The sequence below is a fragment of the Bacillus sp. J14TS2 genome (assembly GCF_018333015.1).
Taxonomy (GTDB): domain Bacteria; phylum Bacillota; class Bacilli; order Bacillales; family Bacillaceae_C; genus Lederbergia.
In genome coordinates, this window is record NZ_BORE01000002.1 from 225,669 (window position 1) to 241,338 (window position 15,670).

At 35.4% G+C, this 15,670-nt stretch carries 16 protein-coding genes; 13 read left to right on the forward strand and 3 right to left on the reverse strand.

The window, feature by feature from the left end; genetic code table 11:
* Positions 1-48 precede the first annotated feature (48 nt).
* Positions 49-795: a YqjF family protein gene (locus KI375_RS03665; RefSeq protein ID WP_212972193.1), complete on the reverse strand. Its 747-nt coding sequence runs from the start codon at positions 793-795 to the stop codon at positions 49-51.
* A gap of 217 nt (positions 796-1,012) precedes the next feature.
* Between KI375_RS03665 and KI375_RS03670 the strand changes: the two genes are divergently transcribed.
* Positions 1,013-2,416 (forward strand): FMN-binding glutamate synthase family protein, encoded by a 1,404-nt coding sequence (locus tag KI375_RS03670; RefSeq protein ID WP_212972194.1) that lies wholly within the window; start codon positions 1,013-1,015, stop codon positions 2,414-2,416.
* Between the two features lie 322 nt (positions 2,417-2,738).
* On the opposite strand, the gene KI375_RS03675 is transcribed toward KI375_RS03670, so the two are convergent.
* On the reverse strand, positions 2,739-3,296 hold the full coding sequence (locus KI375_RS03675; RefSeq protein ID WP_212972195.1) for a TetR/AcrR family transcriptional regulator: 558 nt from the start codon (positions 3,294-3,296) through the stop codon (positions 2,739-2,741).
* A gap of 203 nt (positions 3,297-3,499) precedes the next feature.
* On the opposite strand from KI375_RS03675, the gene KI375_RS03680 reads away from it, so the two are divergent.
* The 3 genes from KI375_RS03680 to erm all read left to right on the forward strand — a co-directional run bounded on the left by KI375_RS03680 (position 3,500) and on the right by erm (position 6,163).
* Complete coding sequence (locus KI375_RS03680; RefSeq protein ID WP_244852250.1) at positions 3,500-3,994, forward strand: carboxymuconolactone decarboxylase family protein; 495 nt, start codon at positions 3,500-3,502, stop codon at positions 3,992-3,994.
* Positions 3,995-4,062: 68 nt separating this feature from the next.
* Positions 4,063-4,599, forward strand: a complete 537-nt coding sequence (locus KI375_RS03685; protein ID WP_212972196.1) for an HXXEE domain-containing protein — start codon at positions 4,063-4,065, stop codon at positions 4,597-4,599.
* Between the two features lie 718 nt (positions 4,600-5,317).
* Positions 5,318-6,163, forward strand: coding sequence for a 23S ribosomal RNA methyltransferase Erm (gene erm, locus KI375_RS03690; protein WP_212972197.1), 846 nt, complete (start codon positions 5,318-5,320; stop codon positions 6,161-6,163).
* A 245-nt stretch (positions 6,164-6,408) separates the two neighbouring features.
* On the opposite strand, the gene KI375_RS03695 is transcribed toward erm, so the two are convergent.
* Positions 6,409-7,002 (reverse strand): TetR/AcrR family transcriptional regulator, encoded by a 594-nt coding sequence (locus KI375_RS03695; RefSeq protein ID WP_212972198.1) that lies wholly within the window; start codon positions 7,000-7,002, stop codon positions 6,409-6,411.
* Between the two features lie 171 nt (positions 7,003-7,173).
* Here KI375_RS03695 and KI375_RS03700 point away from each other — a divergent pair, with 171 nt between their 5' ends.
* From KI375_RS03700 to KI375_RS03740, 9 genes are all read left to right on the forward strand, one after another.
* Complete coding sequence (locus KI375_RS03700) at positions 7,174-8,115, forward strand: ABC transporter ATP-binding protein (RefSeq protein WP_212972199.1); 942 nt, start codon at positions 7,174-7,176, stop codon at positions 8,113-8,115.
* 12 nt (positions 8,116-8,127) lie between these two features.
* A complete protein-coding gene (locus tag KI375_RS03705) occupies positions 8,128-9,297 on the forward strand; it encodes an ABC transporter permease (protein WP_212972200.1) in 1,170 nt (389 codons plus the stop codon).
* Between the two features lie 29 nt (positions 9,298-9,326).
* Positions 9,327-10,439 (forward strand): ABC transporter permease, encoded by a 1,113-nt coding sequence (locus KI375_RS03710; protein ID WP_212972201.1) that lies wholly within the window; start codon positions 9,327-9,329, stop codon positions 10,437-10,439.
* A gap of 311 nt (positions 10,440-10,750) precedes the next feature.
* Complete coding sequence (locus KI375_RS03715; RefSeq protein WP_212972202.1) at positions 10,751-11,437, forward strand: nucleoside/nucleotide kinase family protein; 687 nt, start codon at positions 10,751-10,753, stop codon at positions 11,435-11,437.
* 93 nt (positions 11,438-11,530) lie between these two features.
* Positions 11,531-11,884: an MmcQ/YjbR family DNA-binding protein gene (locus KI375_RS03720; RefSeq protein ID WP_244852252.1), complete on the forward strand. Its 354-nt coding sequence runs from the start codon at positions 11,531-11,533 to the stop codon at positions 11,882-11,884.
* A gap of 235 nt (positions 11,885-12,119) precedes the next feature.
* Entirely contained in the window at positions 12,120-12,809 is a 690-nt protein-coding gene (locus KI375_RS03725; RefSeq protein WP_212972204.1) for a response regulator transcription factor, read from the forward strand.
* Between the two features lie 23 nt (positions 12,810-12,832).
* Entirely contained in the window at positions 12,833-13,765 is a 933-nt protein-coding gene (locus KI375_RS03730) for a sensor histidine kinase (RefSeq protein WP_212972205.1), read from the forward strand.
* Positions 13,766-13,899: 134 nt separating this feature from the next.
* The gene (locus tag KI375_RS03735) at positions 13,900-14,820 is read left to right on the forward strand and encodes an ATP-binding cassette domain-containing protein (RefSeq protein WP_212972206.1); all 921 of its coding nucleotides are present in this window, start codon (positions 13,900-13,902) and stop codon (positions 14,818-14,820) included.
* Positions 14,813-15,502 carry an ABC transporter permease gene (locus KI375_RS03740; RefSeq protein WP_212972207.1) on the forward strand — a complete coding sequence of 230 codons (690 nt, stop codon included), beginning with the start codon at positions 14,813-14,815 and terminating at the stop codon, positions 15,500-15,502. Before KI375_RS03735 ends, KI375_RS03740 begins: the two co-directional genes overlap by 8 nt.
* Positions 15,503-15,670 lie beyond the last annotated feature (168 nt).

The following is a 15,670-nucleotide window of genomic DNA, read 5'->3' on the forward strand; positions in this document are numbered from 1 at the left end:
AAAAAGATACTTTCGATACTATTTACATCAATAAATTTCCTGGATTTGTTAAATCTGAATTTTTTTTATATTCCACATCAGTGAATCAACACCGGTTGAAAAATGAGCGATCGGTTCTCCTTGAGCAAGATCTAATTGATAAGGAGTAAAAAGAGTATTTTTATCTACTTCGATCTTTGCTTTTTGCAATGGCCAAGGTCGATGGTGTATTTCGCCGCAATAGATATTGCCTCTGTTATTCGAACTATATAAACAATATCGCTCAGTAAGCCAATGATCCAGTGTTCCTTGCTTTGGATAATAAACTTCTGATACAGGAATGTATTGGCCCTTAAAAGATACAGGAGGATCGTTGTTTCCTTTACGAATACTATGGCAATGAAAGGTTTGTTCTACTTTGCGAAAAGAAAGCTTCGCCGGATGATAGGGTAAATGATACCAGTTTTTTGCTATCTTTAATGACGCCCAGTTCTCCACATCAATAGACATAAAATAAATGCCAGGTTTGCCATTATATTTTACATATGTCCTTACATTGATTTCTGGAAATTTAGGTGTAAGGGAAACATTTGAAAATCCAAGGGGGTAAATCCCCTCTATCACGAATAAAATGAGGCCTAACCATGCGGATCCATGGAAGGTGTCAATTTGCAAGGAGGAAGGAATATGTGGACGTAGCTTTTCCGGTGAAACAGGCCAATGCAAAAACAATAGATTTCTCCATGTTTGTCGCATAATCCACTTTTTCGAAGGGAATGGGAAAGGCCGATGATTGCTATCATTTAATAAGTCCATTAAATGACCTCCTTCTTACAAGAAAAAGACTCCTAAAGTTAACGAAAATTAAGTGTAAAATAAAGTGACAACTAAAATTAAAAGATCTCTTGTAGTCTTTCCGTAAAGAAAAGTTTAATACCTGCTCTTTTTTCACGATATAGAATATTTAAATGCTTCTCTTTGGGCAATAATGGTTAAATGAATGCTTAATTTATACCATATTGGAGAAGTGATTATGCCGAACTTTTTATATTATGTGTCTTTCGTGATGATTTCCCTATTATTTGTCCTTATATTATTCATACTTATTGGTTGGCGCTGGATCATGAAGCGAATGGTTAAACAAATAGGAAAAATAATTCTAACCGATAGTTATCAAGAAAATATTATCGAGTTACTACCGGGGCTGCGACATATGGGGATTCAAAATATATTGGAAAATAGTCTACGTACAGAAACAGGCGATGTTCTCCATCGACCGCTTGGTTCTTCAAAAAAGTGGCCAAATTTAGATACGCTCACGTTTATCCCTGCTCAAACATCACCATTCCCTTTAGATGGAGAGGAAGAAGTCGATGTTGCCGTTACGATTGGACCAAAAGCGAAAAAACCGATGAAAATAAAGATTCCACTGATCATTAGTGGTATGGCCTATGGTGTCGCACTAAGTGAGGAAGTGAGGCTTTCTTTGGCAGGAGCAGCAAAAAATGTAGGCACTGCTATCAATTCTGGTGAAGGCGGAGTGCTTCCTGAGGAATTAGATACCGCCGGAAAATATATTTTGCAATTTGCTAAAACAGAGTGGTCAAAGGAAGACAAACTTCTTAAACGAGCTGATATGATTGAAGTTAAATTGGGGCAGGGTGCCTTATTGGGAACAGGAGGAAAAATTTCACCTGAAAATTTAACAGGACGTGCTCGTAAGATAATGGGATTAAAGGAAGATGAGGATGCTGTCATTTATGATAATTTTTATGAGGATCAAACACTAGATGATTTGAAAGAACTTGTTGATGAACTTCGAACCTTAACAGGGGGTATTCCAATCGGAGCAAAAATCGGTGCAGGAGGAAAGATTGAAGAAGATATTGATCATTTAATTTACATGGGGGTTGATTATATTGCAATTGATGGAGGACAAGCAGCAACCCATGGAGCCCCGCCAATTTTATCTGATGATTTTGGGATTCCGACATTACATGCGGTTTTCCGGGCAGCCAATCATCTAAAAAAGAGAAAACTAAAGGAACAAATTAGTTTAATTGTATCGGGAGGATTATTTGTACCGGGACACTTTTTAAAAATACTTGCACTAGGTGCGGATGCTGTCTATCTAGGTTCAACCATTTTATTTACAGTTGCACATTCTCAATCTCTGAATGCCCTACCTTTTGAACCACCTACACAAGTTGTTTGGAATGAAGGGAAATTCAAGAATCAATTTAAGATCGACGAAGGCACGCAATCAGCAGAAAAATTCCTAACAGCAAGTATTGAAGAAATGAAAATGGCATTAAGAGCGATGGGGAAACGCTCTTTAAAAGAGTTATCAAAAAAAGACTTAGTATCTTACGATGAATTAACTGCTAAAATGCTTAGTGTTCCATTTTCATTTGAAGCTTGGAAAGACGTAAAGTGAATCTTCAAACTGAATTGCCTTTTATAATCTTCATTTCACATTATTAGCACATGTATTTGTCTTAGGAAAGTTTAGTGTGAATTTTTTATACCAGCGAACAATGATAGTAAACAATATTTAAATGTTTAGAAAGGCAGATTGTTCTGTCTTTCTTATTTATCCCGATGCAACCGTCCGTAAGACTCCCACTTCAAGACTAGGATAATTCAAAGAAGTCTAAGTGGGGGATGAAGACAAATGAGCTAAGTCATTCACGATGCCTTATTCAGAGGGACTACCTGCAAACCTCCAGCAATATCGCCCCCATTTAATTAAGATTTTCTTATCTGTAATAGTTAAACCGACTTATTTCTTCAAAGGCTTTTACCAAATCGTCATAAGAATGTTCAAAGTCGCTATCTATCCATTTCATCAGGATGTTCCACATCCCACCTGCATTAAATGCTAAAGCAAATTCCATATTCTCTTCACTGATGGTATAGGCAAACTTGTCTTCGGTCAGTCTGTGGATAGATGGTAAATGTTTATTAAAAGTCTTTAATAATAGGCCGTCTAGTTCATTTTTGCGGATTAAGCGAGCAAACTCTATCCCTTCAATCCAAAAGGTAATGAAAATTTTAGCCACTTTTCCCATATCCATATTTTCCCCTGCAGCCAGTCTCCGTAAGTATTCTTGTGCTAGCTGATCGAAGTATCGTTCCAGTACAGCTTCCTTGGAATGGAAATGTCGGTAAAAGGTACTTCGATCTAAATCCGCTTTTTCAGCAATCTCCTTGATCGTAATTTTATCATAAGGCTTTTCTTCCATAAGCGATAATAGGGCTTCCATTAGCCACTCTTGCGACCTGATGGCGGAGGGGTTATTGGATGAAAGAGACATCTTGTTGCGCTCCTCTTTTTAAATCCCACACATCACGGTGGTTTGTAGGACTTATTCATATTGTATTGCTAATTCGTTACTACTAGTATACGATAGCCTTGAAAATGCAACAAGTGTTGCACTTGTATCGATGTAATGAATAGGATCTTCGGTGTCGCTTAAAAACATGAAGCAGGCTCAAACTATAAAAGAGGAGAATGAATATGGCGAAATTAGTTAATAAAGGAATTGTCAAAGCAGCAGGAATGATGAAAATGGATAATCGAATAAATTATTTTAAAGTGGCTCCAGACGCAATGGAAACGATTATGGAATCTGAGAAATACGTGCGGAAAACATCCATTGACAGAAAGCTGAAGGAGCTTATTAAAATTAGAGTCTCACAAATTAATGGGTGTTCTTATTGCTTGGATATGCATACCAAGGCAGCAAAAAAATTAAAGGTGTCCAATGAAAAGATAGATACAGTAAAGAAGTGGAAAGAATCGGGGATATTTTCTGAGGAAGAGCAGGTGGCACTAAAATTGGCAGAGAATCTAACAATGGTTTCAGATAACGGTGTTAGTAATGCGTTGTATGAGCAGGTAAGAGAATATTGCAGTGAAAAGGAATACGTTGAACTGGTCATGGTCATTATCCAGATTAATACGTGGAACCGGTTGTCTATTTCTATGGGGAATCACGCCGACGGGATATAAGACTTTATGAATATCCGAAAACAATTAAGAGAGAATAGTAGAATAAATAGATTAGGGGGCATGGCAGTATGGAACAATGGCTTGATGTTCAAACGCTTATCTGGCTGTTTCCAGTGATATTTGTTCTGCATGATTTAGAAGAAATAATTATGGTTGAAAAGTGGATGGATAAAAATTCAGATGTTATTTATGCCAAGTTACCAAGAAAAATTGCCGATAGAGTGATCAAACAATTTTCAATGTCAACAGCACAATTCTCAGTTGCAGTATTCGTTATTTTTTTGTTTGTTAGCAGCTCGACCTATATGGCTAGTCAATATATTAATGGTGGCCCACTAGGCAATATATATTTATTTACCATTATGATATTGATCATTTTTCTTCATATATTTACTCATATTGCTCAATCTATTATTCTTAAGTCCATTACTCCTGGAGTTATAACATCAATATTTATAGTCCTTCCGTACAGCATCATATTGTTTCATTCACTATTTGAAAATAAAATTATAACGTGGAATATGATGTTTTTCAGCACACCTTTCATTATTTTGATCTTTCCAGTGTTACTTTTTGCCCATTGGCTTGGTAAAAAGATAATATGAATTTTTTATGTTTATTACTTGGATGAACTAAGGTGATAAAAAATAATTTCTATTTTTCCATTCCTTCAGGAACAAGAGACATATTCTAAAATAGCAAATCGGATAAGAAATGCGCGTATATAACTTAAATATCGGATTATTCGATTACTATAATAGGATCGGATGCTTTTCCATTATGAATGCAGGATTCAAAATGGTTTGACTTTTAATAAAATACTGATTATAATGTAACATGTAAATTTACCTTAATTTAAGGAGGATTATTAAAAAATGTCATATGCAAATAGACTTCGTTTCCCAACTTTGAATCAGTAATTGAATACTTTCAAAGGCTCTGCTTGTGTATGCAGAGTAAACGGGATTAGTCTGTTCTTTTTTAATAATCTTCATTTCATATTATTTATTATAAGTGCATATAATTTACCCTTAATGAGCGTGTTCAAAGCAGTGTCATTTTTACCAGACTTTTTGGACAAACTCCTGAGGGGAAAATTATCATGTGAATTTCTTATACTATCTTTCAGCAACGAACAATGATAGTAAACGATATGTAATGTTTAGAAAGGCGGATTGTTCTGCCTTTCTTTATTTATGTCTAAATATCTTTGCTAAAGGCTGCCAATTTGCTCCTAACTGAATAAGGATGGGTCTACTTCCCTTTACTTTGAATCACAGGCAGATTATCTGTGATTTTTTTATTTAGAAAGGATGGGAAGAGATGACCAAAAAAACTTATAAGTATAGTAGCGAAAAATTGAGGCCTGGGAAACCTCCCAATTTTTCAGGGCAGCATTTAATGTATAATAAAAGGCTGATTCATGAAATTGTTGACAAAGCAAATATAAGTCAAAAAGACATTGTTTTAGAGTTAGGGGCTGGAAAGGGAGCTTTAACAACTGTATTAAATCAACGAGCAGGCAAGGTTTTCGCTGTAGAATATGATGCCAAGTTTGTAGATATTCTCAAACGAAAAACAGCAGATAAACCTGATACCAAAATTCTTCATGAGGATATTTTGAAAATCCGTTTGCCAAAAGAAGAGTTTGTCGTTGTATCAAATATACCTTACTCTATTACAACTCCCATTATGAAAATGCTTTTAAATAATCCTTCAAGCGCTTTTCAAAAAGGGGTGATTGTTATGGAGATGGGAGCAGCCAAACGTTTTACATCAAAGTCTGTCAAAGATTATTATGTGTTAGCTTGGAGAATGTGGTTTGACATATGTTATGTCAGAAAAATATCGAGAAACAACTTTGCTCCGCCACCAAAAGTGGATTCCGCAATGGTTACAATAACGAGAAAGAAAGAGCCTATTATACCGCACAAGGATTACCTCATTTTCCTTGGATTGGCACAATATGGCTTAAAACACCCCCAGGCTCCGATTAGTGTTGCATTAAAAGGGATATTTACTCCTCCACAGCTAAAACATTTAAGAAGAAATTTGGGTGTAACGAATGATACATCAATAGGATTCCTAACAGCCAATCAATGGGGAGTTGTTTTCAATACGATGATTAAATATGTCCACCGGCCTTTATGGCCGAGAGTAAGGAAATAAAAATGTGGGATTTTTGATCAATATTAATTAAGGGCGCAAAAAGAGGGAAGGATTGCGCCCTTTCTTAGCATATGGTAAAGACAGTCTGCTTGATCTATCTTTCAATAGAGTCCATTTCATAATACAAATTTTATGTTAAAAATCTGCACAATGTTGATTTCCGCTCCAATCAACTGGTGTGAATGATTCATAATTATGAAATTAACTCAAGAAAAGAAAGTAATACCTCGATAATTTCTGTTAAATTATTTTAACCCTGCAACACTAAAAGGACCTTTTATCGTCATTTGTGAGAGTTTTTCCGCCATGTACTCTGACGAATACTGCATGTCATTCTCCAGCCAATAAGAAATAACCCCTACATACCCATTTGCCACATAATGAATAAACAGTTCTTTAGGGATTTCCATTCTATTAGGGGAAGGGTGATATTTTTCGAGATGATTTAACATATACTCCTCAATAATTTTTAAAAATTGCTGTTGAAAAGAGGGGATTCCATTCTCTCCCATCATCACCTTAAAGAACTCTCCATGCTGGTAAATATATTGCGTTGCTCTTAAATAAAAAGGATTCGGGATATCTGCTAAAACTAATTCCTCTTCACTTTTTGGGGCAACTTCTTCTACAAAAGCGATTAATTCTTCGTTCATTGTCTTCTCTAACAAATCATATTTATCGTAAAAATGTGCATAGAATGTAGATCGGTTGATTTGAGCATGCATTGTTAGTTTCTTTATCGTAATCGCTTCAAAGTCCATTTTTGTAAGAAGCGCTAATAATGCTTCTTTAAGAAGCCGCTTTGTCTTCGTTATCCGTAAATCATTTGATTTTTCCATCAGACAATTCCTCCTTATTTGTTGGTTATCTGATTGTTAATACACACTTTCCTCCTTCGTGTTTGTTAAACAACATATCAGCAAAATCATTCGGTTGTATCTTAATTATACCCGAATTACAATAAAAGCAACAACATGTTGTTTTAGGGAATGAATAGGGAGGGAATACAAATGAAAACTATTTCCATTCACGATTTAAATAAAGCTTACAACAAAAGCACAGGAGAAACATTTTTTGCATTAAAGAATCTAAACCTTGAAGTCGAGGCTGGGATGGTCTTTACATTATTAGGACCGAATGGATCTGGCAAGACAACTACGATCAATATGATTAATGGATTAAACAGGCCAACAGATGGAGATGTAAAGGTGATGGGGTTAGATCCAGTCAAAAATATGAAAAAAGTACGCAGTCTTTTATCTGTCGTACCTCAGGAAACAGCTCTTTATAATGATTTAACAGCAAAGGAAAACTTGCAATTCCATGCACAATATTATGGTCTGAACAAAAAAGAGTGGCATGCTAGCATTCAAAATGCTTTAAATCTAGTTGGATTAGAAAAAAGACAAAATGATCGGGTAGGAACTTATTCAGGCGGAATGCAGCGGAGACTGGCGCTTGCTAGAGCATTAATGACCTCACCCAAGTTATTATTGCTGGATGAACCGACGTTGGGAGTGGATGTGCAATCCAGAAATGCGATCTGGAACCAAATTAGAAACTTAGCCAAAGAAGGAAAAACGGTTTTCTTAACAACTAATTCAATGGAAGAAGCAGAAGCCCTTGCTGATCATATTATGATTATTGATCACGGCAAGGAAATCATCTCTGGAACGCCGAAAAATCTAAAAAATGAACTGGATACTAATACCCTTTTGCTTAGTTTTCAAGATCAAGCTGCTGCTAAAGAAGCTGTGAAAACTCTTAAAAATACTTATAAACTGAAACAAGATAAAACAGAGGTAGATATTCAAATAGAAGAGAGAAAAGAAGTTTTTACCCTGATGAATCAAATCTATTTCTTGAATAATAAAATCATTCGTTTTGAAATGAACGAACCAACTTTGAATGATGTATTCTTGCACTTTACTGGACGTGAATTACGAAATTAGGAGGTGTGTAGCATGTTGCAAGCCATAAAAGGAATGATTCTAAAAGATTTAAAAACATCTTTTAGAAATCCTAGTATGCTCGTTTTGAGTATTATTGTTCCGATTGTCTTTATTTTTCTCTACTCTCTTATTTCACAATTGTCAACAACCAATCCTATCGTTATCGCTCAACATTCGGATGATTCTGCAAGTAAAGAGTTAACGACAATTATGAAGGAAATGGAAATAGAGGATGGTCCTTATTATGAGATTATGACACTTGATCCAGACGAAGCATTTCGCATGTATCAGAAGGGAGAAGCTCCAGCTTTAGTTGAAATACCAGAGGATTTTGACCAGAATTTACATGAAAATGGCCATTCCAACGTAAAGCTTTATGTTAATAATTTGAATTCAGACGCCACAAAGAATTTTCAGCTTCGACTTTCGCATGCTTTATATCAATTTCAAGCAAACAGGGATAATGAAAATATAGTAGATATAATCGAAGAGTCGTCTATGTTCGAAACAGATATTTCGATGAAATTATATGTATCGATTGGATTATTAATGTTTGCGGTTATATATTCTGGGATGGTAAATACTGGCACCTTGCTAACAAGAGAGTGGGAAGAGCGGACAAGTAAAGAAATATCCTTAACACCAAACGGCTTTGTTCCATTGTTAATAGCCAAAGCGATTACTGCTTTCCTATTAACTACGGTTACTACAATTTTAGTCATGATTTTAATGGCTTTTACATTAAATTTCCCGATTGGAAATGTATCTCTAGCTATTATAGGCTGGCTCGTTATCTTATTTTTAATCGGTGCTTCACTTGGAGCCTTTGCCGGAGTGACCATAAAAAAATCTTTACCAGTCATTACTTTAGCCGCAGTGATCGGGATATCGCTTTACTTACTTTGTGGAAATGAATCTTCCATTCGCGGGTTTGCTTATGGAGGACCAATTGAAATGGTTTGGCGACTTTCCAGCTTTTTACCAATGTCCTATATTACAGATACGATGAGGTTTATCTTTGTAACTGGAAAAAGCCATATACTAACAAGCGCATCCAACCCATTAACAACAATGACAAGTTTTTATATAAGTATGTTGACCATACCCGCGACGATTCTATTATTCAGTTGGGCTTCTATTATTAAACTGAAAAATAATTTATTTTCTTCTAGTGGACAGTAGGAGAACAAATCGAGAGAGGTGAAATAAACATGAAATGGAAAACATGGTATTATGCTATTGCTGCTGTGAATAGAAAAAATATGAAAATATTATTACGGCAAAGGCAATTCCTTGTAGCGCCTTTCCTTATGCCAGTAGTTGTTATGATTTTGACAGCTCTTATTATGGGAGCAGGTGGAGATGACTGGCCAGTTGGCTTGGTAAATGAATCGGAAAGCGTGGAGTCACAAGAATTTGTTGAAACGCTAGAGAGCACACATTCAAATATTACTCCTTATTTTTCGATTAGGGAAATGGAGTACGAACAAGCCAGCGATGCTGTGAAAGAAGGCAGATTGCAAATGCTTATCCGAATTCCTGATGACTTTCAGCAAGCCCAAACCGTTTATACCGAAACATTTAATATTAATACAGATATGATGAAAAATGTGCGATTACGTTTGGAACATGCAGTATTAAATCAGCTTGAAGAAAAAGCTGAGCTTCAAGTCTCCCCAGAATTAATTACGGTAAAAGAAGAGGATGTGTGGCGAGAATCGTTTATTGCAGGCAGCACTGTTTTGCTTGCACTTATGTTCACAGCCACGATCATAGCAGCAAATTTATTTGCTTTTGATATCGAAAACCGGACACAGAAAGAAATGTCGCTTACCCCTTTAAATAATCTTTTGGGTGGTGTGGGTATTATCCTAACATCCGTTTTCATGGCATTCATATCAGGAATGTTTGCCATGCTTGTTGGTATGGTTGCTTTTCGATTAGAACCTGAGAATTTGTGGATCATTTTTATCGGGATGATACCAGCCCTTATTATTTGTGCCATCCTGGGTATAATACTTGCTCATTTATTAAAAAAATATCGAGTCATTCAACCAATCATCATTGTTACGTTTATGGCTACCTTTTTTGGCGCTGGTGGATATTCAAGTGTGGCTGGTTTACCGCCAATTGCTAGAGCATTTTCAGAAATATGGGCTTTCTCGTATATTTTTGAATGGTTTAATCCTATCTTGCATAATTTTAACAATGGTTTAGCCGCCACTCAATACATCGCTTTGATTGTAGCTACTCTGGTTTTTATAGCAATACTTCCAATCATTTATAAAAGGGAATTGTTAGCTAAAAATAGTGGGGGACAGTAATGGAAAGTTTCTATCCAATTTGGTGCTGATCGATGCTTGAAATGAAGCCGTAAAAGATTCCTAATTTGGTGGAAGAAGACCATAAAAAAAACTGCCACAATATCTGTGTCAGTTTAAGCAATCATACCTATTGAATATGTAACCTTAAAATGTCGTAGTTAAATAATAGTATATAAAAAAAGACAATATAAGTCTATTACTTTTTTTAGAAACCGTGTATGTTAGTTATGTGCCCGCGGTGCATATAGCTTTAAACTTGAACCAATTGGCAGTTTATGAATTGAATAGGATTTTAGGAGGGGAAGAACATATTGAAGATACCAGATAGATCGAAAAATGCTGTGATCGCTGCTCTTGCCAAAGAAATCGTCTCTATAAACTTAGACCACCCGACAAGGGTTGCAGTAGATGGTCGATCTGCTGCCGGAAAGACTACATTAGCTGATGAGTTAGCTAAAACAGTCCGCAATCTAAACCGTGGAGTTATTCGGGCTTCCATTGATCATTTCCATTATCCAGGACATAAAAATCGCTCACAGCAAAGAGAATGGACAGCACAATCTTATTACGATTATGGATTTGATTACACCTCATTTGCCAACTATGTATTAGAGCCTCTTGGTCCTGGTGGAAATCGAAGATGCCGAACAGTGCTTTGGGATTCATTTCACGACAAAGAGGTGCCAGAGCAGTGGGACAATGTGGGAGATAGAGATATCGCCATTATCGATGGTATATTTCTTCTCCACTCGGAGCTAGCCAGTCACTGGGATTATGTAATATGGCTAGATATTGATAACGAAACCATGGTAAATCGAGCTCTGAAAAGAGATGTGGAATGGGTTGGCTCGACTCAGGTCGTTGAAGAGAGATACCGGCAATTTTGGGTTCCCACACACGAACTCTATGAACAACTGACCTTAGCACCCTCTCGTGCTAATGCCTTTGTTGATAATCAAGACTTCACAAAGCCAAAGCTATTACGCCTATCAAACTAATAGCTTAAACTAACCACATTCCGGGAGTATTAGTTCAATGAAACGACAGTCTAGAAATTTAAATTAGATCTAATTGATTAGAAGGTGATGCCAATGAGCAGAGAAGCTATTTTAGCATATGCAAAAAAAAAGTATGATACGGATCCTGATTATCCTTGGGGGAAATTATCCGACTATGCTGTGCTCAGACATAAGAAAAATAACAAATGGTATGGATTGCTTATGAATGTGGACAGAAATAAGTTGAGCATTGAAGGAGAGGGAGAGACAAGCATACTGAATATTAAATGTGATCCAGAATTGGCTAGCATTCTAAGAAAAGAGAATGCAATATTACCCGCTTACCATATGAATAAAGAACACTGGATTAGCATTGTATTGGATGGTTCTGTTTCAAATGAAGAAATTTTCCATCTCTTAGATTTGAGCTATGATTTAACGCAGTAATAAAACTTTTTAGAGCAGTAGACATTGAGTGTTTACTGCTTTTTTTGCGTATTATTAAGTGAATCAATTTCATAAGGGATTATGAAATTGATGTTATTTTAATGCTAAAATTTATCAAATACTTGTGTAGAAATCTATGAAAAAATGATAAATGGCAGACAAGCATGGTCAGCTCACGATAGAATGAAAGAAAATATTTTTTAAAGAAAAAAATTATAGGAGAGTGCTTAGTAGTATGGACAATAAAATTTTGATCGTAGAAGATGATATTTCCGTAAGTGAATTGATGACAACCTACTTAGAAAAAGAGGGGTACAAGGTGGTTACCGCCTTTGAAGGGGAAGAAGGAATGCAAAGGTTTCAAAATGGCGCGTTTGATTTAATCATACTCGACATCATGATGCCTAAATTAGACGGCATCGAGGTAATGAAGCAAATTAGAAGAGATAGTTCTGTACCGATCCTGATTGTATCTGCGAAGGATACGGATGTTGAGAAGGTTTTAGGCCTTGAGCTTGGTGCAGATGATTATATTTCTAAACCTTTTTCCATGATTGAACTGGCTGCTAGGGTGAAAGTAGCACTAAGACGTGCTACCAACTATTCTGAAGCTAAACAAGAAGAGAGTGTTATAAACTATAAGGATCTAATAGTTGATATAAATAATTTTTCTATTAAAAAACATGGGAAGCAAATCAAACTGACTGCAAAGGAATTTGATATCTTAAAATTGTTTCTCAAACATCCAAAAAACGTTTTTACAAAGGCTCAACTATATAGCACGGTTTGGGGTAATGATTATTTTGGTGATGAGAATGTAATCAATGTTCATATAAGAAGGCTAAGAGAGAAGATTGAGGACAACCCAGCGCAGCCTGCATATATTAAAACAATATGGGGGATTGGTTACAAATTGGGTGAATAAATTTTATTAAAGGGTGAAGATATATGGTTTATTTCTTAGTAACGATTATCCTGATTTTAATTGGGATTATTATTTTCCAATATAGAGCTAAGAGAACAAGAGATAATCAAATAAAATATATGCATCAAAAATTAGATAAAATTGTAGCTGATAGAACAAGTGAGAACCTTCTTGTTTTCACCGATGATAAAGAACTAATTGATTTATTAATTGGGATTAACAATCTTTTAAACCATAACAAAAAAATATTGGCTAATTATGCAAAAAAGGAAGCATCCATTCGAAAAATGCTTTCAAATATTTCCCATGATTTGAAAACACCATTAACAGTTATTGTAGGATATTTAGAAATCATCAAATCGAATAAGGCCATAGAAAATGAGTTAGGAAAAGAAGTTAATAAAATATATGAAAAGGCGGTAGAGCTACTTACGCTGATCAATACCTTTTTTGATTTGGCAAAACTGGAATCTGGTGATAAGGAAATACCGCTTGAAAAGATCAATATCAATGAGTCATGTAGAAAAAGCATTTTAGAGTTTTATGAAATCTTAACTGAGCAAGGATTAGATGTTTCTATTAAGATTCCAGATGAGGATATTTATGTAGCAGGAAATGAAGAGGCGCTTGACAGAATCCTTAGGAACCTGATATCGAATGCCGTAAAATACGGAAATGATGGTCATGTCATAGGGATAAACTTGAAGCATGATGACTTATTCGCTTATATCGAAGTTTGGGACAAGGGCAAGGGCATTGACGAAATGAATAGGGAAAACGTTTTCGAAAGACTTTATACACTTGAAGACTCAAGAAATAAGCTATATCAAGGAAGTGGGTTGGGACTTACCATCACCAAAAGGTTAGTAGAAAGTCTTGAAGGAGATATATCACTATCCAGTAAAGCATATGAAAAAACGGTATTTACCGTTAAATTAAAGAAAATAGCTTCGTAGGTTAACGAAAACTTGAGTCTGTCTAATTCTTTGCAAACTTAAGAAAATCGTAAGATATGGTTAAGAAAAAAGATAATTTTAACGTTTACCATTATTGATATAGAATTTTTTTGCATGGAAGAGGAGGACGTATCATGGAGTATATTGTGAGAACACATGATTTAGGAAAGAGGTTTAACGGGAGCAATGTTGTTTCCAATGTGAATATGAACATTCGGAAGGGAGAAATCTATGGACTTTTAGGGCCGAATGGTGCTGGGAAAAGCACGGTCATGAAAATGATCTTGAATCTATTAAAACCAACTCAAGGTGCGATTGAGGTTTTTAACGAAACATTGACAGATACTTCTTACGAATTATTTAAAAGGATGAATGCGATTATCGAGTATCCCATTTTCTATGAGAAGCTTACTGCTAAGGATAATCTAGATTTGCATTGTGAATACATGGGTTACCACAATAAAAAAGATATAAAGGCTGCTTTAAACCTTGTGAATCTTAAAAACGTTGATAACAAGCCGGTTAAAAATTTCTCTTTAGGTATGAAACAGCGGCTCGGGATTGCCAGAGCAGTGATTACGAAACCCGAGTTATTGATATTAGATGAGCCAGTTAATGGGCTTGATCCAGTAGGAATTATCGAGATTAGAGATTTACTTGAAATGTTAAACAAAGAATATGGGATCACGATACTGATTTCAAGTCATATTTTGGCTGAGATAGAGCAAGTTGCTGACACAATTGGAGTAATGAAAAATGGGTACTTGATGGAAGAAGTTTCGATGGAATCGATTAGAGAGAATAATGCAGAGTACATTGAAATAGAAACGAACCATGCCATGCAAGCGACATATATTATTGATTCAAAGCTGAATATCAAAAATTTCAAAGTGCTTGATACTAACAAAATTAGGATATATGAAACAGAGACGCCACAAAGTCAAATATTTAAAACACTAACAGAGAATGATATTTCCATTACATCAATCAATACGAAGACAGCCTCATTAGAGGACTATTTCTTGTCCTTAATCGGAGGCGAGAATAATGCTTAAATTAATCAATTTAGAAATCAAAAAAATAAATTTCGGGCGTTATGTCATTGGTGCTTTAGCAGCATGCTTTGTTCTTACCGGATTGTTATTTTTCTCTCTATATGCTGATAGAAATACCTTTGCTTCCACTAGTTCAGATTTTTTCTTCGTGGTTGACAGCACAAGAATGGTTTTTATCGTGTTTGCAGGTGTATTAATTTCGAGGCTGGTTATTGAAGAATACAATGATAAAACGATCTCTTTGATGTTTACGTATCCAATCAGCAGAAAAAAGATTATTCTCTCTAAATTATTGATTATCATCTGCTCTACATTTTTCTTCATACACGTATCAAGAATTTTTGTAGCAGCTGTTTTATACATATTAAACAGCAACTTGAGCTTTATCGATGGAGATATAACGATTCAGATGATAACAGAATACTTTATAAACACAATAATTTATGACCTTTCTTTCAGCGGTATTAGCCTAGTGCCTTTATTTTTTGGAATGCTCAAAAAATCTGTTAGAACGACGATCATTACATCTATTATCATTGCAGTTTTTTTGGGCACAAGCAATGAAGACCTAGCAGACCTATCAATAAATTCCTTCATCGTCAGATCATTGACATTTACCATCATTGGTGTGGTTGCTTTGTATTTATCGATAAGAAATATTGAGCGTAAGGATGTATTTTAATTATAATACGAAAAACAATAATGCAGGTTTTCTATTCAAAAAACGGAAACACAATTATGTTCCGCTCTCCTTAGATTTAAGTAAAAGAAGTAAAAAGCTTTGACTAGAAACAGGATCGGGATGAATTTGTGAAGGAAAGTACAAAAGAAACCTTTTCAGAAAGCGGGT

Coding starts and splice junctions, on each gene's coding strand:
- KI375_RS03665 (WP_212972193.1), bottom strand. CDS start 795: ATGGACTTATTAAATGATAGCAATCATCGGCCTTTCCCATTCCCTTCG.
- KI375_RS03670 (WP_212972194.1), top strand. CDS start 1,013: ATGCCGAACTTTTTATATTATGTGTCTTTCGTGATGATTTCCCTATTA.
- KI375_RS03675 (WP_212972195.1), bottom strand. CDS start 3,296: ATGTCTCTTTCATCCAATAACCCCTCCGCCATCAGGTCGCAAGAGTGG.
- KI375_RS03680 (WP_244852250.1), top strand. CDS start 3,500: ATGGCGAAATTAGTTAATAAAGGAATTGTCAAAGCAGCAGGAATGATG.
- KI375_RS03685 (WP_212972196.1), top strand. CDS start 4,063: ATGGAACAATGGCTTGATGTTCAAACGCTTATCTGGCTGTTTCCAGTG.
- erm (WP_212972197.1), top strand. CDS start 5,318: ATGACCAAAAAAACTTATAAGTATAGTAGCGAAAAATTGAGGCCTGGG.
- KI375_RS03695 (WP_212972198.1), bottom strand. CDS start 7,002: ATGGAAAAATCAAATGATTTACGGATAACGAAGACAAAGCGGCTTCTT.
- KI375_RS03700 (WP_212972199.1), top strand. CDS start 7,174: ATGAAAACTATTTCCATTCACGATTTAAATAAAGCTTACAACAAAAGC.
- KI375_RS03705 (WP_212972200.1), top strand. CDS start 8,128: ATGTTGCAAGCCATAAAAGGAATGATTCTAAAAGATTTAAAAACATCT.
- KI375_RS03710 (WP_212972201.1), top strand. CDS start 9,327: ATGAAATGGAAAACATGGTATTATGCTATTGCTGCTGTGAATAGAAAA.
- KI375_RS03720 (WP_244852252.1), top strand. CDS start 11,531: ATGAGCAGAGAAGCTATTTTAGCATATGCAAAAAAAAAGTATGATACG.
- KI375_RS03725 (WP_212972204.1), top strand. CDS start 12,120: ATGGACAATAAAATTTTGATCGTAGAAGATGATATTTCCGTAAGTGAA.
- KI375_RS03730 (WP_212972205.1), top strand. CDS start 12,833: ATGGTTTATTTCTTAGTAACGATTATCCTGATTTTAATTGGGATTATT.
- KI375_RS03735 (WP_212972206.1), top strand. CDS start 13,900: ATGGAGTATATTGTGAGAACACATGATTTAGGAAAGAGGTTTAACGGG.
- KI375_RS03740 (WP_212972207.1), top strand. CDS start 14,813: ATGCTTAAATTAATCAATTTAGAAATCAAAAAAATAAATTTCGGGCGT.